Raw genomic sequence first — 23154 nt, 5'->3', positions numbered from 1 at the left:
CGACATGAAAATTGTTGTGCTGGATGGATATACCTTACAGCAACATGACCTCAGTTGGGTAAAACTACAAACATTAGGTGATGTAATTGTTTATGATCGAACAGCATCCGAAGAGATCATAACTAGAGCTCAAGACGCGGATATCATTCTTACAAATAAAACACCTTTAACAGCCGAAACCTTGGAACAATTGCCCAATCTTCGATATATAGGTGTTCTAGCTACCGGCTACAATATCGTTGATGTGGAAACAGCTCGTAAACGTGGTATACCAGTAACCAATGTGCCAACTTATGGCACGAACTCTGTTGCACAATTCGTTTTTGCGCTGATTCTTGAGCTTGTTCAGCAGGTCGGCATACATGCATCTTCCGTTGCGTCGGGAGAATGGGCTGCCTGCCCCGATTTCAGCTTCACGCGTACACCATTAATGGAGTTGGCCGGCAAGACGATTGGCCTGATCGGACTCGGTAAAATTGGACACCAAACAGCAGTAATCGCTCGTGCTTTTGGAATGAATGTAATTGCTGCAGGTAGCGGGCGTAGATCACCAACGCCTGTCAAAGGTATAGAATGGGTGGACCTGCCGCAGCTGCTGACACGAGCCGATGTCGTAAGTTTGCATTGCCCTCTTACACCGGATACATTCCAGCTGATCAATAAGGATCGGCTTAAGCTTATGAAATCTTCATCTTATTTGATCAATACATCACGAGGACAGATTATTGCAGAACAGGACCTTGCTGATGCACTCCATAACGGAAAGCTTGCAGGTGCCGCTTTGGATGTTCTGTCTATCGAGCCTCCTCCGCAGGATCATCCACTGCTGCATGCGCCAAACTGCATCATAACCCCACACATCGCTTGGGCAAGCAAAGAGGCACGCGAGAGACTTATGGACACTGCCGTAGAGAACGTGCGTCAGTTCCAGGCTGGGGCACTTATTCATGTTGTTAATCTATAGATGATCGGGGTAAACGACCTGCTGCATCCGTCATGCGGCAGGTTTTGTATGTAGTAACGTTTCGACAACTCGTTCCTCCTCCATAATCATTAGCGCTATTGTACCATTCCGAATTGAAAGCCAGGGTTCGGTACTCCTATTGCGCCAGCTGCTTCAATGTAAAAATGGAGCAGCTGCCGCGGCAAACTGCTCCTGGATCGTTCAACTATCATTCCCTGTTACTTCAATGCCGTTTCCCCATGCTCCATCGAGCACAAAATCAAACCAGCGAACCCAATAAATATACCCAGTATGAGCGTCCATCGTCCTTCCAAGGCCCACGACATTCAGGGGATTTCCACCGCTGTGCTATCCCTTGCGGTATTCTCTGGGGGACAACCCTACCTCGCGGGAGAACAGCTTGGAAAAATAAAGGGGATCCTGGTAGCCAACCTCGAAAGCCACCTCGGATATCGGAGCAAGTCCGCTGCGCAGGAGAATTTTGGCCTTATCCATGCGGACCTTATGCACATAATTCACATAGCTGTAACCCGCTATCTTCTTGAATAATAAGGCAAAGTAACTGACAGACATGGAGCAATTGCGGGCCATCTGGTCCCGGTTGACAGGCTGCTTGTAATGAGCGTGTATGTGCTCCATGGCCTTCCTGATGGCTTCCTCCGCTCTCAGAACCGCCAGTGACGGGGCCGCTTGCTTCCTCTCTATCCCATCCAGCAGCTCCATGAGGAGTATCCTTGACCGCCATTCATACCCCGGCTGCTTCCCGTTCCACAACTGATGCAGCCTGCGAAACTGCTCCTCCACCTCAGACACAGCATCCAGCGCCAGCATATGAGGCATGGGGATCGCAGACCCCGATTCTTTGGAAGACATGTCCATTCCTTCCCACTGCACCAGCCGATAGTCGAAGTGTACAGCAATGTACAGCAGCGGATCGGCTTCATCCGTCGAGAATTTCATTCTGCTGCCCGGCGGTGAAATCTGATAAAAGCATCCCGGGCCTAATTCATATGAATTCCCGTTCACCTCCAGCACTCCATATCCTCGAACGACAAAGCCCAGATTGCACATCCTGGTGGAGTGGATAGCCACTTGATAAGCATGACTGCGCCAGTGATCCTCATCCCGGAATAATACATCATGAATCCGGGGCATAAAACGATTCATAAAATCCTGGTCCATCCTGATCCCTCCATGCTGCTTAAGCATGAAACAAAAAAGCGCTACTCTTTCATTATAAAGTTAACGCCTCTCGGATCAAAGTCAATTCCAACGGCTTGTATAGGCGCTGTATATACGCCGGACCCGTTCATTCATCTTTTTCTTGAGGAACCCATTGGCCTCTCTAATATGAGTCTTCAGGGTAATGATTAATTCGAAATCCGGGTCGGCGAGACGTCCGGAAACAACCTCGTCGATCTGTGGTCTCCACTCTTCATACCGGTCAGCAATGCGCAGAGCCGCCATCATGGAAAAGCTGAAGAACTGAAAATACAGCTCTGCCCGGTCGAAGATAAACTCATCATTGCTGCTGTCAGCCTCAAGAGTGTCCATGAAAGATTCATTGCTCATGAAGCTCATCAACTCAGGCATGATTTCATGGTCTTTCAAACGACCCAGCAAATAAATAGCCGCGAACACATGAGGTTGGTTGTATTTACGACTGGTTCGCGGCAGGTACAAATCTCGTGAGTACACGATCTCGCGCAGGACCGGCAGGCATGCGCTCTCCCCCATTAAACCCAGTGCCAGCGCACTGTTCTTCCGGAGCAGAGGCTGATCGCGCTCATCCATCCATTCCTTCAATGAGGTGAGGATGGAGCCGCCCAACCGTCTGGCGGACCAGATGGCAATCCCGGGTTTATCACCTGCAAGGCCCTCTTTGATGGCTTGCGGATCTGTCAGCCACTTGGAGGCGGGTATCGGCTTCAGCTCATGATCCTCCTGGGGAGTAATCTCACGGAACTCCAGAGTTTGCCCAGGCTTTAGACACTTCGTCTCGACCAGCAATTCCTTCAGCGTATCATAGGGGACTTCCTTGACATGCATGTTCTCCCGAATGGCCAGGTAGGCAATACCAGCAGCAACCTCACCCGATTTTTCCATATCCCTCTTCTGGCGAATCGCAGAGGCAATATCATGATCCAGGGAGATGCAGCGTCCTGCCGCGAGCAATCCGTCAAACCCCTGGGGAATGAATGTCCCCATAGGAACCGGAACATTCATGTTCGGTCCGAACAGACTCGCCGCCACCAGCCAATCCTGCTGATTCTCGCTCTCAAATGCCATATCCTTGCCGTGATTGTCCAGATTGGAGAAGCCAAAGAAAACAGGCTCCCGGGTTAGGCGGTCCTCCAGCACATCCGTAAACGTGACCCGTTCTTCACCGACGATTCTGCGGCTCTCCCGAATCCCCAGCAATGGAGCCGTCTTGAGCAGGAGCGCTTCCCCTGTAAAGGTTTCCTGCAGATGCGTACCGAGCATATTGGAGTCGATGATCGCCTGGGTCACATTCTCTGGATCGGTTACATCAATATAGCCGGAATCGGTATAGAAATTGCCTACCGATCCGTTCGGGTACAGCTTCATCTGAACATTCGAGAACGGCTGGCATTCTCCGTCAAGCTCTCTTCCCATATCAAAAGCACAACCGGCAAGCTCACAAATCTCCGCATTTCCCGTACTGTCTATCACAACGCCTGCTGTGGTCCGGTGAATACCGGCCGGGGACACCCAGCACAAGCCTTTGACCTTGAGCTCTTCCCGGTAAACGCCAATCACAAACGATTCATATCTTAATTCCACACCGGCTTTGACCGCTTCGGTATCCAGGATCCAGTTCTTGATTTCGGCATGGACTCCCTGGAAAGGCGCGAAATCGTCCTGCCTCTGATAAGCTGCCACTTGACTGTCGATGTCCTCAAATATTCCGCCGCGGTTTCCATAGTAGTAGCCTACGACGCCGCCAACGGTTCCCGTCCCTCCCATGCAGTTAAGACGCTCAATACCCAGCACCCTAAGTCCTCTTCTGGCAGCAGCTATGGCGGCCATCGAGCCGGCTGTCCCCAGCCCTACCACAATGACATCATAGTGCTCCTCGAATAGACCCTCTGCCGGTGAAGCCATGATTCTGCCATCCCGTTTCTCCATGAGCTGCATGATTAGAAGTCTCCTTTCCCATAGTGGAAGCCCTGATCGAAGGCTTCAAGAGGGTTTGCATAAAAAGCCGAGGGAAGCCATTCCCAACCTGGAGCGATCTGCTGCCGGGCTTCCTCGTACTCCATATCGAATTCCTCTGCATGTGTGACAAATGCGTACGGCTTCAGCGAGAGCGGCCGATTTAACCAAAACTGGAAAAGCCTGCTCCTTGCCGATATCCAGTCCTCGTTGGGGTCCAGCGGGAATCGGAGGATGGTCTCGGAATCAAACCGGCCTCGCCGAATTTCATATCCCTCTGCCGCTACAAAATCAGAGCCCTCCGGTAATCCCATGATCATGACATTCAGGCTTTTGGCTTTCACACGAAGGCATTCGGGCTTGGTGGAGCATGGGATTGAAGTATCCACCAGCTTGTCTGCTGTTATGGTCCTGAGGCCCGATGCATCATAATACAACACAACAAATTTCCCTTCCCGCATGCTGACGTTTACAACAGAGGACTGCATTCTCACTTGAAGGTCGTGCTCCTTGATGTGCTTGATCATGACGGGCATCAACCCGGGCAGGTGGATGCTGCCCTCCCCACTCATAATGTTCCGCTTTGTCAGTTCTTCGCGGATCTCCCGGCTGGGGGAAGCTTCCTCCGCAGGAATCCATGGCCGGCTCAGCTTGAAGCTCCGGATAAACTCGCTGCCGACGCTGTTGCCGGACTCCAGCACCACGGCATCGCCCCCCTTGGAGGACGCCAGCCCGAGGCCCAGCATGGAGGCTCCTATAATCAAAGTCGGTACGTGTTCATCTTGTTTCATGTTCCAAGACCTCCTGCTTTGTGTACCCTGAAATGCTTGTTTATCAAGCCATCAGAGGTTTTAGGATGTTGTATATGTTTAATTATACGCTGGAGCCACTAGGAGTAAATGGATGATCAGAGTTGAAATATGGAGGATTCTCCACTCTCTATACAATTCTTTATAGCGCACATTTAATGTGGGTTGTACAAATTCAATCGGTGTATCAAACCGAAGATTAATAACCAATGCAATCCGGTCGGGAGATACGGCAGCCAATATTTCTGTAATTATATGGAAAATCCCAATCCCCAATTACCTCAGATACCCATTCATCATTCATGATTTTGAAGAATGAATCCGTTAGGGCCTTTTTCCGTACCGAGCGTTCCTTCGAACGTCTTCCTGCTCTATACGGCCAGGTATTTGGCCGTTCTGCTCTTGCTGTGCTGCCGGGCGTTCAGCTGCAAGGATCTGCAGAGTCTTGACGGGTCATGATTTATACTAAAAACCCAGGAGCCTCCGCCGCGGCAGAAGCTCCTGGGTTTTTACTGTTTAATCGGGCAGGTTTCCGGACCTCATCCCCACCTCATAGGATGGCAGCACATGGTCGTACATCAGGTGCAGGATCATGCCGGTCGCCGCATGGTCGAGGTTGTGGCAGTGATCCATCCACATGCCGGGATTATCTGCGAGAAAAGCCACTTCATAACTCTCACCCGGCAGTACGTTTAACGTATCGGTCTGCCAGGGGGCCTTTACTTCCCGTCCGTTCTTCTTGAGTACGGTCATGTGGTGCCCGTGAAGATGAATCGGATGCTCTGCGAGGCTTCGATTCACGAAGGTCGTCTTGACTTTGTCGCCTTCCTTGACAGCAAACATTGGCGTATAGGGATGAACTTTCCCATTGATCGTCCACAGAAACCGAAGCTGTCCATTATAGAATCCCAGCCGGTTTCCCATGATCATCGTGAATTCCCGGTCGAACGCCGCTGCGGAGGTCAGATCATTCGCCAGGGGTTTTCCGTATTCCGCCAGATCGAACTCCCGGGATTCCTCCCCAAGCTCCGAATGTTCTGGAGGGATACCGGTATGAAAAAGGATACTCGGACCGCCAGCTCCGCTTGAGCCGCCTGTGAGCAGCTGCACGGGATGGTCCGGCATCGTAAAGGTCACATCATATCTCCCTCCCGAAGCGATCCGGAAGGAAGTTTGATTCTCCAAAGGCTCCGGCTCTAGAATCTGCATACCGTCGATACTCGTGATTCGGTAATCAGTTCCCTGCAGACGATATTTTTGTGACTGATGATCCGTATTGATGATTCGCAGCTTTATTTTATTGCCTGGCTCCACCTGCTTGAACTGCTTTTGATCCTCATTCCCAAAAGCTTTTAACTGCCCTTGACTGGTTCTCCAGGTGTGCTGGATGACGACCAGCTCCGAATCCGTCTCCTCCGTTTCTCGCAGCGGGTCTACAAGCAGGGAACCAAAGAGCCCCTTCCCTACCTGTTCGGATGCCTGCTGATGGGAGTGAAACCAATAGGTCCCAGCCTGATCCGCACGGAATTTATAAGTAAAGTCTTCCCCCGGCCTCACGATATTCTGGGTCATACCGGGCACACCGTCCATTGCATTCGGCACATTGTAACCATGCCAGTGAATGGTGACCCCTTTCTCGATATCTTTGTTCACCAGCCTGACTTCGACCATCTCTCCCTGCTTCACGCGCAGCTGGGGCGCAAGCTCACCATTGTAGGTCCATGCTTCAACGATGGCTCCGGAAGTCAGGGTGACGCTCTGTTTCTGCGCCGTCAATTCGAACCTGACATCTGCAGGAGCCGAGATGTCGCCTGTCAGCGCGGCTACTTCCACTCCATTGGCATGCCCATGATGCGCATCATGCGTATGAAGCGCCGTGAGCGCGGTAGGCACTCCGCCTCCCTCATCCACTTCATGATGGTTCATCATGTCCGAGGCTTCCGGTAACAGGGAAGCGTTCCTCTCTAACAGAGCTGCAGAGCCAACCCCTGCACCGGCCATCAGGAGGGATAGGGTGACCGATGCCGCAGCTGTAAGCAGTCTTTCCCCGATCGGCTTGATCAGGAATTGACAGTTCAGCATGGCCTGATATCTCCTTCGGATGACAGCGAAAGGGATGAATAATATGATGAGCAGCAGTGCGGGCCACTGCATGATCTCCATGAAGCCCGGCAGAACCGGCTGTGAGAAAATGGTGCTTAACGCATTCAGGCCTGACGCCGCTCCTGCCGCATAGACCGGGATCACGAACCGGGGATGGCTCGCTTTTGCCTGCAGGTTCACCATCGCTTCGTCTGCAGCCATCATTCGAATGGCTCTTAGCTGCGGCCGCGCGAAGAGAATATACGACAGATGAGAGAGCAGCATGACAGGTACGGCCGTTTTGACCGTCCCCTCCACAAACAACCAGCCTTTGGCAGCATACACACCCAGAATCAAGCAATGCCATGCAGCACTGAGAACGATGGCCAGACCGCAGACCCAGAGGAGAACGGCCGTCCAGACTCTCAAACGTTTGGGGCTGGCAGCATAACAGAGCCCTGTCACTATACAGCTGGCGAGAGCCCACAATGCTGTCATGACCAGGGTTAGAGGAATACCGGCATAGATCGCAGCCATGTTCACCCCTTCCCCTTCTGGCTGCCATTGATTTTCCCAAACGGTTTGAAGTAAGAGATGGCCGTCATGAAGACCAACGCCGCGATATTCGCAATGGCTCCTCCCATCAGAGAGTAACCCGTCTGGCGAAAACCGGGGGCGCCGAGTGCGAGATCTCTCAGCAGGTCCCCGTCACGCATGAGCTGGGATAGCCATGAGCCCATATACTGTATGCCAAACACGATCAAGCCTACGGTCAGGATAAGCTTGATGACGATCCAATAATATTTGAACAATCCCCAATGTGTCCAAATCGATAAAACCAGTCCTGTCAATAAAGCGACCAGCGCGGTGTACCGGATCATCACGACATCCACCAGATGCATATTTTCGAGGGTATAATGCAGCTGATCTCCGCTTTCGGCCCTGAGTACATGCAGCCCCAGCAGGAGCATGACCGCAGCGCCTCCCAACCAACAGACGACCGACAGCACATGAACCGTGATGATGGCCTGCTTCGCTTTCATGGATAATTTGTAACTCATTCCAGATCCTCCCTACAGCTTCAAAATTTCTTCCTGCTGTAACCTTAGCACCGAAATGCTGCGAACTTGTTGCGAAATGCTGCAGGAATTGTGATGCGGGCGGCTGCGAGTTCAAAATATTGTATAATGGGCTGTAGAAATCGGAAAATGAGCCGGGAGGGGACGAACATAGGGGTCAAGGTGCTGCTCGTGGAGGATGAAGAAAAAATTCTGTCGTTGATGGAAACCTATCTCCTAGCCGAAGGCTACGAGATTCTCACGGCCAGGGACGGGAATGCGGCTGTTCAATTATATATGGAGAGCAAACCGGACATTATCGTGCTCGATTGGATGCTGCCGCACATGAACGGTCTGGATGCATGTAGGCGGTTCAGGGAAATCGGGGAGCCTGGGATCATCATGGTAACGGCCAAAACGGAGGAGATGGACAAAATTGTCGGCCTTGAAATGGGAGCGGATGATTATTTAACCAAGCCCTTCAGCCTTAGAGAATTGTCAGCCCGAATCCGCTCGCTGCTGCGGCGAATGAACAGAGCAGGAAGCAGCGCACAGGGCAGCGTGCTGCGAAGAGGGGAATTGAGCATTGACGAGGAGCGCCTGCAGGTGTTTATGGGGGGGCAGGAGCTGAGGCTGACGCCTACGGAATTCAAGCTGCTGCATTTGCTCGCCTCGAGGCCCGGGCGGGTGTTCAGCCGAATGCAGCTGCTGCAGCATGCCTTCGAAGAGGAATTCGTCATTGACGAGCGTACGGTAGACGCCCATATCTCCAAGCTGCGCAAGAAGCTTGATGCCAATCCTTCCGCTTATATCCAGACAGTGTACGGGTTCGGGTATCGTTTCGGGGCAAGCCATGAAAATTAGAAGCAAGCTGATCTTGTCCATGAGTGTCTTGATCGTGTTCATCCTGCTCTGCCTGCTGGCAGTTACCCACGTTCAATTTTATATCGTGCGCGACTTCGCCTATGTTAATGAGAAGTCCCGCTTCACTGCGCTTCAGGAGGAGTTTGAGCAGTACTATGCTGCGCACAATGAGTCATGGGCTGGCGTGAGTGCAGGCGAGTTCGAACACAGCTCCTCCTTTGTTGAAATCGCCTTGGTCGTGGAGGGCCAGGTGCTGTACCGGAGAGGAACCCTGGAGCTTATTGATGTGCAAAAAAACGGTATGCAGCTTAAGCTTCAACTGAATGAGCACGAAATTGGACGAATCTATGCGATGAACACAGGCCAATACAAGACCTTTGAATTCAAATCCTTGTGGTATGGAATTTTGCCCAGCATTGTAAAAGTATCCCTACTGTTTACCTGCATCGCTGCGCTGTTTATCATCCTGCTGCTGTCCTGGACGCTGACAAGCCCTATCCGCAAGATTATCAAGGGGATCGACCGGATCAAACAAGGGAAAACCGACATCGCACTGCCTGTTCGTAGAAAGGATGAATTCGGGGCCATCTCGCGGGCACTCCAGGAAATGTACGATAGTCTGACCCGACTCGAGCAATCCCGCAAGCAGCTGCTGTCTGACGCTGCACATGAACTCAAAACCCCGCTCATGATTATGCAGGGCGAGCTGGAATTGGCACTGGAGCTGCAGGCCCCCGTTTCCCCGGAGCGGCTCTCCTCCCTGCTGGACGAGGTGCTGCGCCTGTCCCGGCTGGTACATGATGTGCTGGATTTAGCCAAAATGGAGGCTGGTCGAACAGAGCTCCGCAGGCAGCCGGAAAACATCGTTCTGATTCTGCAAGGCTTGATGGAACAAATTCAATTCCTGGCGGACGATAAGCAAATCATCGTATCCCTGCACACTCCGGGAGACAGGGTCACCGTATCCGTAGAAAAGCATCGCATCGTGCAGGCCCTGTACAATATTTTGACGAATGCGATTCAATATACAAGCCGCGGCGGGCAGGTCCATATCCGGGTAGAGGGTACCGGTGTAGAGAAGCAGCAGGATGCAAGCGTCCGCATCATCATTGAGGATAATGGCTACGGCATACCCGAAGAAGACCTGCCTCACATCTTCAACCGCTTTTACCGGTCAGACGATTCCAGAACACGTGCCAACGGGGGAACCGGCCTGGGCCTGGCAATCGCACAGCAGAACATCCTGCTGCATCAAGGGACGATCGAGGTACACAGCGAGGTTGGAAAGGGAAGCCGGTTCACGATCAGCCTGCCGGCTGACTGACGCTTCTTCTGCCCTGCACAAAAGGCAAGATCCACCGGCAGCCAAACGGCCCGTGCCCCTGCTTCCTGCGGGTTTAAAAATAGAGCAGTTGCCGCGGCAAATTGCTCTATAATCTTTTAACTAAGACTGGTTTGCAACAGGCTATCCATGATGGACAAAGCTAACATCCCATGTTCCTTATCCCATCATACAAAAATTTCCACATGTTTCAGACGAAATTTGTTGGTGATTGTTGCACTAAACTGTCCGTTAACGAGCACCCGAGAATTTTGAGCTATACGGCAATGAATACATGCTCTTGTCATTTACGGCTAAGATATATGTTCTTGTCATGCACTTATGGACAAGAACAATATCCTTAAAAAGAAAAAACCGCAACTTATGCGGCGCTTATGAATATATGTTCTTGTTCTCCGACAGGGAGCCTCCGTAAAGCTCTTGAATACTTGATATGAATCTATTAGAATTAACGCTATGCTATGAATAGGTTCATTGGGGCAGTTGCGAACGCAACTGCCTCCTTTTTTTCGCTGCGATGGGTACTGGGACTTTTTTTTCGCATTTCCTGGCCATCTTACATGCGCCATCACTATCATCCTCGTCCCCGAGATCGGCGTCGTTTTGGTGCGGTTTTTTGACCACTATCACTGTCATTATAATACAAACATTAAGCTGTATTCCGTTTGTATGCGCGCACCGCAAATAGATAGGCAACAATCATGATCCCTAAGCACCACGCTAAAGCGACCCAGATATCATGGCCCACCGGTTGATTTGACAATAGTGCTCGGATGGTCTCTACGATAGAGGTCACCGGCTGGTTTTCAGCAAAGACACGCACGACTGCCGGCATCGTCTCGGTCGGAACAAAGGCCGAACTGATGAATGGCAGGAAGATTAATGGATAGGAAAAGGCGCTAGCGCCTTCCATCGTTTTTCCTGTCAGTCCGGCAATGGCCGCGATCCAGGTCAAAGCCAGCGTAAACAACACAAGTATACCCGCTACGCCAAGCCAAGCCAGTACCCCCGCCGATGAGCGAAAGCCCATCAGGAGCGCTACGAGAATGATGACGACAACAGAAATGATGTTAGATACCACCGAGGTCAGCACATGCCCCCACAGCACGGAGGAACGCGCAATCGGCATGGTATGGAACCGTTCAATAATGCCCCGCTGCTTATCCATAAACAGGCGGTAAGCCACGTAGGCAACCCCGCTCGCAATCGCCATAAGCAATATGCCAGGCAACAGATAGTTCACATAGTTATCCGTACCGGATTCGATTGCGCCGCCAAAAACATAGACAAATAGCAGCATCATTGCAATGGGGGTGATACAGACCGTGAAGATGGTGTCCATACTGCGGAAAATATGGCGCATGGAACGTCCAAGCATTACGCTCATGTCGCTGAAAAAATGTTTTTTTGCATCCATCTACATGGCCTCCCTTTTACCGATGATGGCGAGGAATATATCCTCCAATGTCGGCTGTTTTTCAACATACTCCACCTTCGTTTTCGGGAACAGCTTTTTCAGTTCGGCGAGCGTGCCGCTGGCGATAATCCTGCCCTCGTGCAGAATAGAAATTCGGTCGGCAAGCTGTTCAGCTTCCTCTAAATACTGCGTGGTCAGGAATACCGTCGTGCCGCCATCGGCAAGCTCCTTTACAATCTTCCAAACCTCGATACGTGCCTCAGGATCAAGCCCGGTGGTTGGCTCGTCGAGGAAAATGATCTGCGGTTTTCCCACAAGGCTCAAAGCGATGTCGAGCCTGCGGCGCATACCACCCGAATAAGTAGATGCCTTTCGGTCCGCGGCATCTGTCAGACCGAAGCGTTTAAGCATATCGTCCGCAACCTGACGCGGATTTTTAAGGTGCCTCAGCTTGGCGATCAAAATAAGATTCTCCCGCCCGGTCAAAATCTCATCAACCGCGGCAAATTGCCCGGTCAGACTGATGGACTGCCTTACCAGGTCTGGATTTGACGCAATATCGAATCCATTAACGGTGACGGTTCCGCTGTCCGGTTGGAGCAGCGTGCTGAGAATTTTGACAACCGTTGTCTTGCCAGCCCCGTTGGAGCCGAGCAGGGCGAAAATGCTTCCCTTTTCCACCTCGAAATCGACGCCCTTTAGAACATGAAGTTTCTTGTAAGACTTTTGCAGACCGTTCACTTCAATTGCTTTTCCCATCCCCATATCCCCCTTTTACTTTTTTTTATCCGCACCCTTTCTGATGGTCTTGTTATTCGCTTGGTCAACAGATTCTTGATAAATGTCAGCGTAAGTTTTTGAATCTTTGATTAGATCATCGCAGAAAGCTGCTACGTCTCTGCCCGTCACTTCTAACACTCCTTTCCCCGAGGCCGCGCCCTCCTCAAAAAGATCGACAATCCCCGAGAGCAAACCCGTCCCCTCGGTTAGCTCCACAGGACCAACCTTAAAGAAATATTTCTGCATCTCTTTGTAAACAATCTGATAATCTTGCGGGAGCGCTTTGACACGCGCCACGTGCGCTCGCCACTCTTTTTTGCCTTCGATGATATCTCGTATATTCATTTTATTACCCTCCTATTTTTTACCTAATTTTTTGGCGATATTATGATTTAGTTGCTCGCGCCACTTGTCTCGAAAAGACTTTGCCCCTTCTTCGCCGGCCAGCGCTGAACAGAAACCTTTGATATCGTCACCCAAAACCTCATGGACACGCTGACCATCCGCCGCCGTTTCTTCGAGCAGGCCAAGCACGCCGTCAAGGATGGGCATGAGGTTGCGACCGGTGAAATCGGAGTGCATCCAAAGATTCGCATTAATTTGTTTCCATGCCGCTTGATAATCAGCCGGCAGCTTTTTGGCTCTGGATTCAAAAGCTTTCATTTCTTTCGTCATATCGCTGCCGGTGATTTTTTCCCAAAAATTCATTAATCTCTCTCCTTTAATTCGATAATTTTAGATGATACGAACGCCCATTTTTCCCAGAACCTCCGTAACTCCTCGCGTCCCGCGTCGTTGAGCGCGAAAAACTTTCGCGGCGGCCCCATGTCGGAGGGCTTTTTGGTGACTTCCACCAACTTGCTTTTTTCAAGCCGGATCAGGATGGTGTACACCGTTCCCTCCACAACATCTGTGAAGCCGAGGGCGTTCAGCCTCCGCGTAATTTCGTAACCGTAGGTTTCGTTGCGGCTTATAATTTCGAGGACGCAGCCCTCAAGCACGCCTTTAAGCATTTCCGTTAAGTTTTCCAGCTCAATCACCCTTCACTATTCTGTAGGACTGGTATGCAGTGATACTTACTACCTCTACATAGTAACACGCAGTAGCGGGTTTGTCAAAGCGGTATTCGAGAAACTGACTAAACTCATAAGAACTATACTTCAACCTAACGTCAGGTAACCTACTTAAATACCGTAAGAATACGTTTTGAGAATAACTATTACTTGGCACATTCCAAAAGGCTTATAGACCGGTTTCTTGTCCCCATCAAACCAGCTTAAGAGATCATAGAACCCCACGATGTACATAAGAATGGGGGCTACGACAGGATTGCATGCTAACGAGATCCCAAAAAGAATAGCTGCGATATAGCCGACGAATCCAAGGTAACTTTCACCGTATCCACGGTCTTGGATACAGTTACTTGGGTCAACGTACCGCTTTCTTTACTTCGGTCTCGACCCGCTCTAGAAATTCTTTTACCCCGGCAGGGATATGTACCCCAAGCTTAGCCGTTTTGCCCAGGATCAGAAGGGTGAAGGACTTTAGCAGTGTGTGAGCTTCTCGAACGGCAGTCCTTGCAGGCAAGCCCTCCGCTCCTCATCATTCTTCAGAGCCAAAAAATTGCATGTTCTCCTTTGGTTACGTGTAAAGTTGCCGTCTTCTCTCCGGTTTCCTTGCAGCGCGCAAGCTCTGGCCTGCAGCTGCTCCTAGGAGAAAGCTCCACCCAGCGGGGCCCTCAAAAATCCGGAAGATTTGGTTACAGGTGCGGTAATAGATGCGGATGGTTACTGACAATGCGGCGAATTGTTCAAACTTTATGGCATCCTGTAGTGAAAGGCTTTTGGGTAGTCGTTCACCGAGTTTGGGGTTTTCAATATAGAACCATTTGTACAGAGTTGTCAGGAATCCTCGGAGTTGGAAGCAAAGGCTGCTCTTTTGTTTCCGCGGCAATACGGCCATGCCCTCTGACCTATTGTGCATCTGAGTTAATGATTTGTATATCGAACTTCGGTTCGATCGAAATCTGCGGATAGTCCTTACGCTAGTCCAGTGATTTCCAGAGGCCGGGATGGAGTGAATATATCTTCCTTCCGATACCGAGAACATCAGAATTTGCTTTTTGCATCGTCCGGATCGTCGCCACGGCCCTTTCTTCCAGATAACTATTCAATTGTTTTTCCATTTGATTAACATAATCTGATTTCAGTCTAACCGCTTGCTGCCCAAGCTTATATACATTGATTTTCAATTTGACATTCACGATAACTTTCGGCAATCCATTGGATTCAGGGTGAATCGTAATCCTTGAAACACCCTTTTTGATCGAAAATGCATACTCTGTGCTATTCATATGCCCGGTCAGCAATTGTTGTCCGATGCCTGACGTAGAACGTCCGCCCACCTTGTGCTTATTGAAGTTTTCTCCTAACAACAACATCAGTATTTGGACTTGTTCCTTGCTGAGCTTCTCCTCTGCCTTCGTTCCTTGACGGAATAAGAGAGCGCCACTGAATTCCAATTCTGAATTCGACTGCTGCTTTATTACAGGCAATGCGATGTCTTCCAAAGGTTCTTCCTTGGATAGTATGAAATGCATCATGGAAACGTTAGGTATGATTCGACTCGATTCCAAATTCATAATAAAATGATTCAATGTTTCCGTAAAATCTTCCCTATTAAACGATTTTCTTTGCATAAGCTTAGATATTGAACCTTCGAATATAACAACCGGGGTGTTGATCGATGCATAAGGAGCGTGAAGCAAAAAAGCAAGCTGTCCGATTGGATCCCGAGAAGCAAAGCCTTCACTTAATAAATAGATTCTATTGTGGATACCCAGAAATGGACCTTCATCAAAGTAATCCCCTTGTCCGACCGCTTCGACAAAGCTTGGTCCTTTTAGCAGCGTTGTCTCGGATTTGGGGTCTCCTTCTCCTTGTCCTGCCTTATTGAGTACAGTGACGATGTAATTGAGCAATACTTCACCGCTCTTCTCATCCAGATCCAAGCACGCAACGTCAACTAAATGAAGATTGCGCAGCGGCTTTTGATCCCAACAACCGGTACATACCAGCAACAACATGAATATGACCGCCGCTTTTTTCATCGTATACCCGCCTTTCCCCGAGCTAGAGAGACAAGCAGTAAAATGGTCGGCACACCAGCTATAATAAGGGTACTAGCTTTGTTATGATAATCGGCAAATTCTAATAACGTTTGGCGGTCGGAGAACCATACCCCAATAGCAAAACAAACAAACGCCAATATCCATACGAGCAGAGCATGGTTTCCGAGCTTCCTCCCTAAGGTGGAAGCCAGAAACCGTGCAGACATAAACAGATAGACATAGATGGTAACCAAGGTCATTGATAACCAAATGACCATAAATAAAATATCCAGATTTTGCACCATCGGCCATTTGAATTGACGGAGAATGAATACCATCGGTTCGGTGACGAGGTCCAGTTGAGGTTCACTGAAGTTGTACAACACTATGGCCGAGATCAGAACATAGAAAAAGGTCGTAAATCCATTAGCTATGGACATGCCAATTAAGATCTCCTTATTGCTATGCCTCTTGACAAAGGGGGAAAAATACAGAAGCCGCTCATATCCTGCGTAAGCCCAAAAAGCCGGAATAGCATCCTTTATAATCGGCCCCAGACCATGAGATCCGACTGGCGCAAAATGAAGCCAATCGCCCTTCCCCAATCCGCTAATACATACGATCACAAAGCAAATCGTAAACATCAAAATGCACGTTTCCGTAATGACGGCTATAGACCGAAGCGAAGAGGAAGCGATATAGGCAGCGGTCGCCGCCATAAGTGCAATAATCACAAACCATGGTGTTTTAAATAACACCCAACGGTTGATGAAATTGGCATAAGTAACTAGAACCATGAGAGATGATTCAATAAAATACAATGCGAATAAGACGTTTAATAATAATCCTAACGGTTTTCCTGTAATCTCCGTTACATATTGAGGAAAAGGACGGTCTTCATATCTTTTTCCCAGCAGGTACACGATGAGGATCACCAATTGAGCGATCACCCCTCCGAGCAGTACCGACATCCATGAGTCATACCCCGAATTGCGAGACTCTTCATAAGGAATCGTTAGCACTTTGGCACCTACTTGGGTGAAAATAACAAGACAAATCAGCTGCTTAATGGATATTTCTTTCAGATGAATCATTCATTCCATCCCCTTGGAGACTCGATTCTCATCTCGTCTTTAGCTAAGCTTTCCATCGGACGCTCTTTCAAGCTCCCAAGCGGTCCTCTGATAAGCGTATCTTTGATTGAACCTCCTAGAAGCCCCGAGTAAAAATACGGAATGCCCATAGTGTTCAAACGAGCCAAATGCGTTAGTATCAAGAGAAAGGAAAGCTCCAAGCCAATAAACCCGAATATCGCGCACAAGATAATGTTCGGGTAAGCTAGTAATCGTACCGTACCTTCTCATTTCGTACACAGGAATAACAAAAGAAGCTATAGCTGTGAATGCTACTACGACCACCATCATATTGGAAATCAGATTCGACTGAACCACCACGGTACCGATGACGATACCGCCCACAACTCCGATCGTCTGGCCGACCGGATTAGAAAGACGGATTGTCGCCTCTCGCAGGATTTCCAGTGTGACCAACATAAACATCGCTTCCATTACGGGAGGCATCGCAATATGTCCAAATAAAACAATCGATACCGGTTTACGCCGGCCGTGAATTCACTTGATTTGAAGTCAGCGCTATGAGATAACATGGCTTGCAATGATTTCTCGTTTTTGTCCAAAGACAGATCGACGTTCATGAATTAGTACCCGTCCTTTCCATTACGGAAAGTTTTCCCTATGTTTCCCGCAGACTCCTTTTCCTTATTCCGCAATTAACGAACATTCGATCCAAACTTTTTACGATTTCGGCCGCTGCACGCCTTCAATTTCGATTTTCTCCATCCGCTTGATGCGGGATTTGATCTGCCTCTGCCTGTCCATCGAAAAAAAGCCGTGGTTCCCGTGAAGGAACCACAGCTTGCTGAACCGATTTGTAGAAGCGATCAATTGGTAGCTCCATCATCCATTGTGATGAATCCGCGGGGTTCGATGATCCGTCCCTCGAACGTATAGGATGTATCCCCAAAGTTAACTACCGCTCGCTTTCCGGAGGAAAACCGGCTCTCCTGAACCTTGCGGTCCGAACTCACGAAACGGTGGGATACAAGCTCGTCGTAGCAAATCTGCTGCAGCCAAGGGCAAATTTTGTTGTAGCTCTCCACGAAAGTGAATTTAAAGCTGTCCCACCGTTCTTGATCGATAGACCACAACGGAGCCGTTCCATAGAGAATATTGAACAGATCCTTCTTCCACCAAATCTCAGGGCTGTGATGGTTGCAATCCTCCCACCGCCATGAAGTGACAATGGCATCGTGATAAACCAACTCGTACAATGGCACCCGTGTGTATTCATGAATGGAATACTCCAGATAGGCACCGGTAGCCGTCCGCTCTCCCAGCATGATCGAAGGCCTGGAGTTATCCTTCCAGTCCCCCATATAGTAAATCGTTCCCTTCCTGTTCGCCTCGGATTCAAACCACCACATACGCTGCAGCGTCATCATTCCATGGGCGTATACTCCATGGGATCCGGCAAAGTCGGCGCCAAATTCGGCTCCCAGAAACGTATTGTACTTCTCTTCCAGCAGCTCACAGTTTCGAATGATGGCTTCGGCATACTGCTCGCGGGTCAGCCGGTGCTCGGGATTATGGCATTCATAGAGGCCATTGGCTTGATAAACATCCAAAAAATAAGTTTCATGGGGATATAAGCTGAGCTCTTTTTCCACCCGCTTGATCATCTCCGGCCGAACCGCTTCAGGGCATACATAGGTTCCGTATTGATTAAAATAGGTGGACCCATCCTTTTTTCGCGCCGTAATCTGATCGAACAAGCCAGGGTAAACATTACGCTTCAGCGGAATTCGGTCGAGGGCTGCATAGCCTGGATGGGAATCAGGGTGGATGTCGGTAAAAAGCTCGTAACCTCCGGTTCCATACCCCAGTTCTTGGAGCCGGCTGTCGTAGTCCGGTTCCGGATAGGGTAAATGGTTGGCATTCCACAGGAATAACGCCTTTTCGATTCCGGACTTCTTCAAATCTTGAGCGAAACTCACCTCTCGGGCCTTATCCCATACATAAATATGAACAGCCCCCAGAATCTTCTCGATAGCCGGAAACCGTTTCTGGTTTTCCTTCAGTGTAAGGACCTTGTTCTTCGGCCAGGCATACTCTCGATATCTCTTGCACTGGGCGATGTAGCCGCCTGTAGGAAAGAACACATATCGGATTCTGCGTTCATAGCTGAACTCTCCCATAGAGCTGAGCCACACAGGGGCAAAGGTAATGAGTCCCTCCTCCCGCTTGAGTGCGATAGCGGCATCATAGGGGGTTTCAAAAATGGCCATGTAGCCCGTCTCGAAAACCGAATCCGTAACCCCCATCCAGGCCATGGCCGGCCCTCCGCCGCAGAAGAAAAACGGATGTTCCTCGAGCGGATAGCGCGTATCGTCCACGGGCAGCAGCAGACCCTGGCTGTCTGTCTGCAGCAGGTAGTGATCCGGGTCCGGTGCCTGAAAGGCGGCAGGGAAGCTGATTTTGTCAAAAGAAGCCTCTGGATCGGCAGTAATCGTAACCACCAACTCCGATGTCTCTGTCAGCTCCAGGGCCGCTGAGAAGGCAAGCGCTCCTCCCTGAAGCTCCAGGTGTAGAGCATTCCTGTGCTGGGAGACTTTATTTACTGTCAGCTCCCTGCCAAGGGGCAGTTGTTCCCAGAGCTTATTCGAGCGCTTATCTTTCACACCCAATAGATTGACGGTTTGGTCGAACCTCACTTCCAGATTCGAATCCGAGATCACCCATACATCCGGCATATCCTTCAGTCCTCTCCAAGTGATATGGGAAAGAAAATAGCCGGCGGACTTGAACTGTCCACCGGCCTCTTCCTCCCCTACTCAACGAAATTACTTTCCACCGAATATGGCTTTGTAGCTTGCTTCTCTTTCGGCAAGGATCTTTTTCACGTTCGCATCATTCTTCATCTGCTCAATCAATTTATCCCAGGCTTCGATCGGCTCTTTGCCCATGATTACCTTAATCTTCTTGTCCTGAAGCTTTTTGGCAATCTCGGAACCGAATTTAATTTCGGTCTCAGACATAACACCATTATTGTTGATGAACACACCATGCTTCAGCCGCTCATCGACGACTTTCTTATCGCGCTCCAGATACTCTTTCGGATAGTCCGTGGAAGCTTGCTGAACACGGCTGTAAGGATCGACCAATGTCCAAACATTCACAATGGAAGCCGCAGCGATTTTCTTATACTCTTCCGTAGTTACTTTCTTGCCATCTTGAACGGTATAGTGAACATCCTTGAGCCCGAAGTTCGCCAGCTCCATCCCCTCCGGCGTAGCACCGTAGTCAAAGAATGCCAGGATTTGTTTCAACTTTTCTTCGGGTACTTTCTTGGAGATCAGGTAGTTTCCGAAGAAACCGCCTTCTTTTGTCGCATATTTTTTCCCTGATGATGGAGTAATCAGGTAGGGCACATGTACAAGGCCCGCAGCTGGAACTGTTTTTCTCAGCGTCCCCACCATGTCCCCTATTTTACTCGCATCCATCGCAGTAGGAATCATCCCGACTTTACCCTGCTTCATCATATCCAATACTTGCGACTGTTTGATGATGGCAAAGTCAGGTGCCAGCACACCTTCTTTATAGGCACGATGAATCCATAGCAGCGCCTCACGAGTGGCCGGTGAGAAATCTCTGTATTCGGTTGGTTTCCCTTCCATACTCAGAATCATATTATTGAAGCCATTGAAGGTATCTTCAACAAAGCTGAGCTGATCCATCCAGCCTTCTGCCACACTGCCCGTGAATCCGTAGGTATCTTTTTTGCCGTTTCCATCGGGATCCTGCTCGGCAAAGGCTTTCAGTACAGTGTAGAGTTCATCCATCGTTTCCGGCACTTTAAGTCCGAGCTTGTCCAGCCAGTCCTGGCGAAGAGCCGGGAATGCGGCACCACCGACCAAAGGACGAGGACGGGGCAGGCCGTAAATTTTACCATCGATCTTGGTATTCTCGTAGCTTTCCTTCGGGTAATTGTTCTGCAGGTTGGGGTAATCTTTCAGATAGGGAGTCAAATCCCAAAATACTCCATCCTGGATGGCATTTAGAACCGATGGATCATAGATCGAGGTTGTCAGTAAAACGTCAGGAATTTCCCCTGATGCCAGCATCACCTTAAATTTGTCCATATAGTTATTGCTTGGCAAATACGTTATATTCACCTTGGTATTCGTACGTTTTTCCATCTCGAGCTCTATCGGGTTATCGTTAGCAGCCGCTTCCGGACTGTAGTTAATAGTTGTGATATTAAACTCGGCAGGTGCCGACGACTTTGAGCCATCGGGAGAAGCTGAAGACGCTTCCTCCTTTTCCCCACAAGCTGCCAGCGTGCTGCTTAATAGTAAGGATGCGGAAATAACGGTGACTAGTTTCTTTTTCATTTCTGTGATTCCTCCCTTTTTTCCATGCAAGTAATGCCCTTTACTATATGATATCATCCCTTGACTGAGCCAAGCATAACTCCCTTGGCGAAATGCTTCTGCAGGAATGGATACACCAACAGGATTGGTACCGTGGCAACCACGACAGCTGCCATCTTAATGGTATCCGGTGGAACCGACTGCTCGGCGGCGGCACTCGGATCGGCAATTCCCGTCTCCGACTGGACGAGCATTCCCTGCAGCAGGACTTGGAGCGGCCTCTGATCCGGATCCGTAATATAGAGTATCGCGGTGAAGAACGTGTTCCAATAGGCTACAGCGAAGAACAGTCCAAAAGCGGCCAATGCCGGAAGTGAGAGCGGCAGGATGATCTGGAAGAAAATCCTTAGATCATTGGCACCATCAATGTAGGCGGACTCCTCCAGGCTTTCGGGAATTCCGTCAAAGAACGTTTTGAGCAGCAGTGCATTCCATCCGCTGAGAAGACCCGGCAAAATAATGGACCATAAACTGTTCATGAGCCCCAAATCTTTAATAAGCAGGTAATTCGGAATAATACCCGGGCTGAACAAGATGGTAATGATTAAAGCTACGGTAAGCGGCTTGCGGCCAAACAGTCTCTTGCGTGAGATCATATAGCCGAATGCCGCGGAAACCATCAAACTGAGCAGCGTGCCCACTATAGCGAGATAAGCACTGACTCCCAGCGACTTGATGAAGGTATTGGTAGAGAAGATGTACTCATAGGCTGCCAGCGAAAATGATTTGGGATACAGAATCAAGCTGCTTCCCGTATAATCGCTCGGGGATGTGAACGAAACCACGACCACATAATAGAAGGGAAAGAGCGAAGCGATCCCAAGTATTGCTAATATAATGACATTCACCGTTGAAAATATGCGATCACCCAATGATTCTCTCAAGGATAACACTCCTGTTCATATGGCTTTGTAAGTTCTCAATAAAACCCTTCGCCACCTGCTTTTTTCACAAGTTTATTGGAGATAATAACCAGCATCAGGCCGATCGCTGCTTTAAACAACCCTACGGCCGTCGTGTAGCTGAACTCGGACTGTCTAATCCCTACACGATAAATATACGTATCGAATACATCCGCTACTTCAGACACTGCCGCATTTTGCAGGAGGAATACCTGTTCGAAACCAACGTCCATAATATGTCCCAGCTTCAGGATCAACAGGATGATGATCACGTTCTGGATTGCCGGAATGGTAATGTTCCACATTTGACGCAGACGGCTCGCCCCATCCATGCGTGCAGCTTCATAGAGCTGTGGATCGACATTGGCCATGGCAGCGAGGAAGATCACAGTTCCCCACCCTGCTTCTTTCCATACGCTCTGACCCGTCAGGAAAGCCCAAAAATAATTAGGCGTTGTCAGCCACTGTACTCCTTCGTAACCCAGTTGAATCAAGATTTTGTTGACCAAGCCTTCGCCCGTGGCAAATAAGGTAAAGGTAAGACCGGCGATGATAACCCAGGAAAGAAAGTGCGGCAGATACACAATCGACTGAATCGTACGTTTGAACAGCTCATTGCGTACTTCATTCATCATGAGGGATAAAATAATGGGAACCGGGAAGAAAAATACGAGACTCATTACATTTATGGCAATCGTATTCCTGAGAAGCATCGGGAAATCCGGATTTTCGAAGAAGACTCTGAAATTCTCCAGTCCGACCCATTCACTGCCCAGAAGACCCTTAAACGGCGAGTAATCCTGGAAGGCAATGAGCACACCCCACATGGGGATATATTTAAAAATAATCAAGCACAAGATGCCAGGCAGACCTAACAAATACAAGTACCTGTCCCGTTTGAGTGCCTGCCACTTCTTCCTGCGCTTATTCCGCGGCTTCGCCAACGGTTTAGCTGCAAGAAGATTCTCTTTCATCATAGTCATCGCTGCCTCTCCTTCACATTCTCATTTACTAAGCACTTTGGTTTATGCCCTAACTTTATGGCCCTGACGGCTTTCCTACAATAGGAGTTAATTGAAGACGGCTGAGCCCTATACTTCCTGGGATTTTCCGATATAAAGCCGGACTTTCAAAAAAGTCT

The 23154-nt window shown here is 49.5% G+C and carries 21 protein-coding genes and 1 pseudogene; 3 read left to right on the top strand and 19 right to left on the bottom strand.

All coding sequences use genetic code 11. From position 1 onward, the window contains the following. Nucleotides 1–4: 4 nt before the first annotated feature. A complete protein-coding gene (locus tag PM3016_RS10570; RefSeq protein WP_014369425.1) occupies nucleotides 5–964 on the top strand; it encodes a D-2-hydroxyacid dehydrogenase in 960 nt (319 codons plus the stop codon). A 348-nt stretch (nucleotides 965–1312) separates the two neighbouring features. Here PM3016_RS10570 and PM3016_RS10565 read toward each other — a convergent pair whose 3' ends face one another. The 5 genes from PM3016_RS10565 to PM3016_RS10545 all read right to left on the bottom strand — a co-directional run bounded on the left by PM3016_RS10565 (nucleotide 1313) and on the right by PM3016_RS10545 (nucleotide 8093). Continuing rightward, nucleotides 1313–2119, bottom strand: a complete 807-nt coding sequence (locus PM3016_RS10565; RefSeq protein ID WP_274380017.1) for a helix-turn-helix domain-containing protein — start codon at nucleotides 2117–2119, stop codon at nucleotides 1313–1315. Nucleotides 2120–2227: 108 nt separating this feature from the next. Then, nucleotides 2228–4123, bottom strand: coding sequence for an FAD-dependent oxidoreductase (locus PM3016_RS10560; RefSeq protein ID WP_013915539.1), 1896 nt, complete (start codon nucleotides 4121–4123; stop codon nucleotides 2228–2230). 2 nt (nucleotides 4124–4125) lie between these two features. Beyond that, the gene (locus tag PM3016_RS10555; protein WP_013915538.1) at nucleotides 4126–4932 is read right to left on the bottom strand and encodes a hypothetical protein; all 807 of its coding nucleotides are present in this window, start codon (nucleotides 4930–4932) and stop codon (nucleotides 4126–4128) included. 534 nt (nucleotides 4933–5466) lie between these two features. Then, nucleotides 5467–7575, bottom strand: a complete 2109-nt coding sequence (locus PM3016_RS10550) for a multicopper oxidase family protein (protein ID WP_014369424.1) — start codon at nucleotides 7573–7575, stop codon at nucleotides 5467–5469. Continuing rightward, on the bottom strand, nucleotides 7572–8093 hold the full coding sequence (locus PM3016_RS10545; protein WP_013915534.1) for a hypothetical protein: 522 nt from the start codon (nucleotides 8091–8093) through the stop codon (nucleotides 7572–7574). The genes PM3016_RS10550 and PM3016_RS10545 overlap by 4 nt, the downstream gene beginning before the upstream one ends. A 147-nt stretch (nucleotides 8094–8240) precedes the next feature. Here PM3016_RS10545 and PM3016_RS10540 point away from each other — a divergent pair, with 147 nt between their 5' ends. Next, on the top strand, nucleotides 8241–8954 hold the full coding sequence (locus tag PM3016_RS10540; protein ID WP_013915533.1) for a response regulator transcription factor: 714 nt from the start codon (nucleotides 8241–8243) through the stop codon (nucleotides 8952–8954). A gap of 34 nt (nucleotides 8955–8988) precedes the next feature. Continuing rightward, entirely contained in the window at nucleotides 8989–10278 is a 1290-nt protein-coding gene (locus tag PM3016_RS10535) for a sensor histidine kinase (protein WP_236628652.1), read from the top strand. Nucleotides 10279–10945: 667 nt separating this feature from the next. Here the strand turns inward: PM3016_RS10535 and PM3016_RS10530 are convergent. The 14 genes and pseudogenes from PM3016_RS10530 to PM3016_RS10475 form a co-directional block, all read right to left on the bottom strand. Then, nucleotides 10946–11713 carry an ABC transporter permease gene (locus PM3016_RS10530; protein ID WP_014369421.1) on the bottom strand — a complete coding sequence of 256 codons (768 nt, stop codon included), beginning with the start codon at nucleotides 11711–11713 and terminating at the stop codon, nucleotides 10946–10948. Next, a complete protein-coding gene (locus tag PM3016_RS10525; protein ID WP_014369420.1) occupies nucleotides 11714–12472 on the bottom strand; it encodes an ABC transporter ATP-binding protein in 759 nt (252 codons plus the stop codon). Nucleotides 12473–12487: 15 nt separating this feature from the next. Then, nucleotides 12488–12838, bottom strand: a complete 351-nt coding sequence (locus PM3016_RS10520) for a DUF1048 domain-containing protein (RefSeq protein WP_013915528.1) — start codon at nucleotides 12836–12838, stop codon at nucleotides 12488–12490. A gap of 12 nt (nucleotides 12839–12850) precedes the next feature. Continuing rightward, complete coding sequence (locus PM3016_RS10515; RefSeq protein WP_013915527.1) at nucleotides 12851–13201, bottom strand: DUF1048 domain-containing protein; 351 nt, start codon at nucleotides 13199–13201, stop codon at nucleotides 12851–12853. Next, nucleotides 13201–13506, bottom strand: coding sequence for a PadR family transcriptional regulator (locus tag PM3016_RS10510; protein ID WP_014369419.1), 306 nt, complete (start codon nucleotides 13504–13506; stop codon nucleotides 13201–13203). Before PM3016_RS10510 ends, PM3016_RS10515 begins: the two co-directional genes overlap by 1 nt. A gap of 1031 nt (nucleotides 13507–14537) precedes the next feature. Next, nucleotides 14538–15602, bottom strand: coding sequence for a Ger(x)C family spore germination C-terminal domain-containing protein (locus PM3016_RS10505; protein WP_013915523.1), 1065 nt, complete (start codon nucleotides 15600–15602; stop codon nucleotides 14538–14540). Next, complete coding sequence (locus PM3016_RS10500) at nucleotides 15599–16696, bottom strand: GerAB/ArcD/ProY family transporter (protein ID WP_014369418.1); 1098 nt, start codon at nucleotides 16694–16696, stop codon at nucleotides 15599–15601. Before PM3016_RS10500 ends, PM3016_RS10505 begins: the two co-directional genes overlap by 4 nt. Further along, nucleotides 16693–16896, bottom strand: a complete 204-nt coding sequence (locus tag PM3016_RS41345; RefSeq protein ID WP_420798955.1) for a hypothetical protein — start codon at nucleotides 16894–16896, stop codon at nucleotides 16693–16695. Before PM3016_RS41345 ends, PM3016_RS10500 begins: the two co-directional genes overlap by 4 nt. Nucleotides 16897–17017: 121 nt before the next feature. Next, nucleotides 17018–17155 (bottom strand): annotated as a pseudogene (locus tag PM3016_RS41340) (spore germination protein); the annotation flags it as partial. Between the two features lie 261 nt (nucleotides 17156–17416). Then, nucleotides 17417–17566: a hypothetical protein gene (locus PM3016_RS38565; RefSeq protein WP_014369416.1), complete on the bottom strand. Its 150-nt coding sequence runs from the start codon at nucleotides 17564–17566 to the stop codon at nucleotides 17417–17419. After that, a complete protein-coding gene (locus PM3016_RS10490; protein ID WP_014369415.1) occupies nucleotides 17563–19431 on the bottom strand; it encodes a glycoside hydrolase in 1869 nt (622 codons plus the stop codon). The genes PM3016_RS38565 and PM3016_RS10490 overlap by 4 nt, the downstream gene beginning before the upstream one ends. 90 nt (nucleotides 19432–19521) lie before the next feature. Next, on the bottom strand, nucleotides 19522–21072 hold the full coding sequence (locus tag PM3016_RS10485; protein ID WP_013915518.1) for an extracellular solute-binding protein: 1551 nt from the start codon (nucleotides 21070–21072) through the stop codon (nucleotides 19522–19524). Between the two features lie 53 nt (nucleotides 21073–21125). After that, the gene (locus PM3016_RS10480; protein ID WP_013915517.1) at nucleotides 21126–21995 is read right to left on the bottom strand and encodes a carbohydrate ABC transporter permease; all 870 of its coding nucleotides are present in this window, start codon (nucleotides 21993–21995) and stop codon (nucleotides 21126–21128) included. A gap of 35 nt (nucleotides 21996–22030) precedes the next feature. Continuing rightward, nucleotides 22031–22996: an ABC transporter permease gene (locus tag PM3016_RS10475; RefSeq protein ID WP_013915516.1), complete on the bottom strand. Its 966-nt coding sequence runs from the start codon at nucleotides 22994–22996 to the stop codon at nucleotides 22031–22033. Nucleotides 22997–23154 lie beyond the last annotated feature (158 nt).

The organism is Paenibacillus mucilaginosus 3016 (assembly GCF_000250655.1).
GTDB classification, from domain to species: Bacteria; Bacillota; Bacilli; order Paenibacillales; family NBRC-103111; genus Paenibacillus_G; species Paenibacillus_G mucilaginosus.
Note: the sequence above shows the minus strand (reverse complement) of the source record. Positions and strands in the feature narration are given on the sequence as shown.

Coding starts and splice junctions, on each gene's coding strand:
- PM3016_RS10515 (WP_013915527.1), bottom strand. CDS start 13,201: ATGAATTTTTGGGAAAAAATCACCGGCAGCGATATGACGAAAGAAATG.
- PM3016_RS10555 (WP_013915538.1), bottom strand. CDS start 4,932: ATGAAACAAGATGAACACGTACCGACTTTGATTATAGGAGCCTCCATG.
- PM3016_RS10490 (WP_014369415.1), bottom strand. CDS start 19,431: ATGCCGGATGTATGGGTGATCTCGGATTCGAATCTGGAAGTGAGGTTC.
- PM3016_RS10545 (WP_013915534.1), bottom strand. CDS start 8,093: ATGAGTTACAAATTATCCATGAAAGCGAAGCAGGCCATCATCACGGTT.
- PM3016_RS10485 (WP_013915518.1), bottom strand. CDS start 21,072: ATGAAAAAGAAACTAGTCACCGTTATTTCCGCATCCTTACTATTAAGC.
- PM3016_RS10520 (WP_013915528.1), bottom strand. CDS start 12,838: ATGAATATACGAGATATCATCGAAGGCAAAAAAGAGTGGCGAGCGCAC.
- PM3016_RS10560 (WP_013915539.1), bottom strand. CDS start 4,123: ATGCAGCTCATGGAGAAACGGGATGGCAGAATCATGGCTTCACCGGCA.
- PM3016_RS10510 (WP_014369419.1), bottom strand. CDS start 13,506: ATGCTTAAAGGCGTGCTTGAGGGCTGCGTCCTCGAAATTATAAGCCGC.
- PM3016_RS10540 (WP_013915533.1), top strand. CDS start 8,241: ATGAGCCGGGAGGGGACGAACATAGGGGTCAAGGTGCTGCTCGTGGAG.
- PM3016_RS10530 (WP_014369421.1), bottom strand. CDS start 11,713: ATGGATGCAAAAAAACATTTTTTCAGCGACATGAGCGTAATGCTTGGA.
- PM3016_RS10565 (WP_274380017.1), bottom strand. CDS start 2,119: ATGCCCCGGATTCATGATGTATTATTCCGGGATGAGGATCACTGGCGC.
- PM3016_RS10525 (WP_014369420.1), bottom strand. CDS start 12,472: ATGGGAAAAGCAATTGAAGTGAACGGTCTGCAAAAGTCTTACAAGAAA.
- PM3016_RS10500 (WP_014369418.1), bottom strand. CDS start 16,696: ATGATTCATCTGAAAGAAATATCCATTAAGCAGCTGATTTGTCTTGTT.
- PM3016_RS10475 (WP_013915516.1), bottom strand. CDS start 22,996: ATGACTATGATGAAAGAGAATCTTCTTGCAGCTAAACCGTTGGCGAAG.
- PM3016_RS10505 (WP_013915523.1), bottom strand. CDS start 15,602: ATGAAAAAAGCGGCGGTCATATTCATGTTGTTGCTGGTATGTACCGGT.
- PM3016_RS10570 (WP_014369425.1), top strand. CDS start 5: ATGAAAATTGTTGTGCTGGATGGATATACCTTACAGCAACATGACCTC.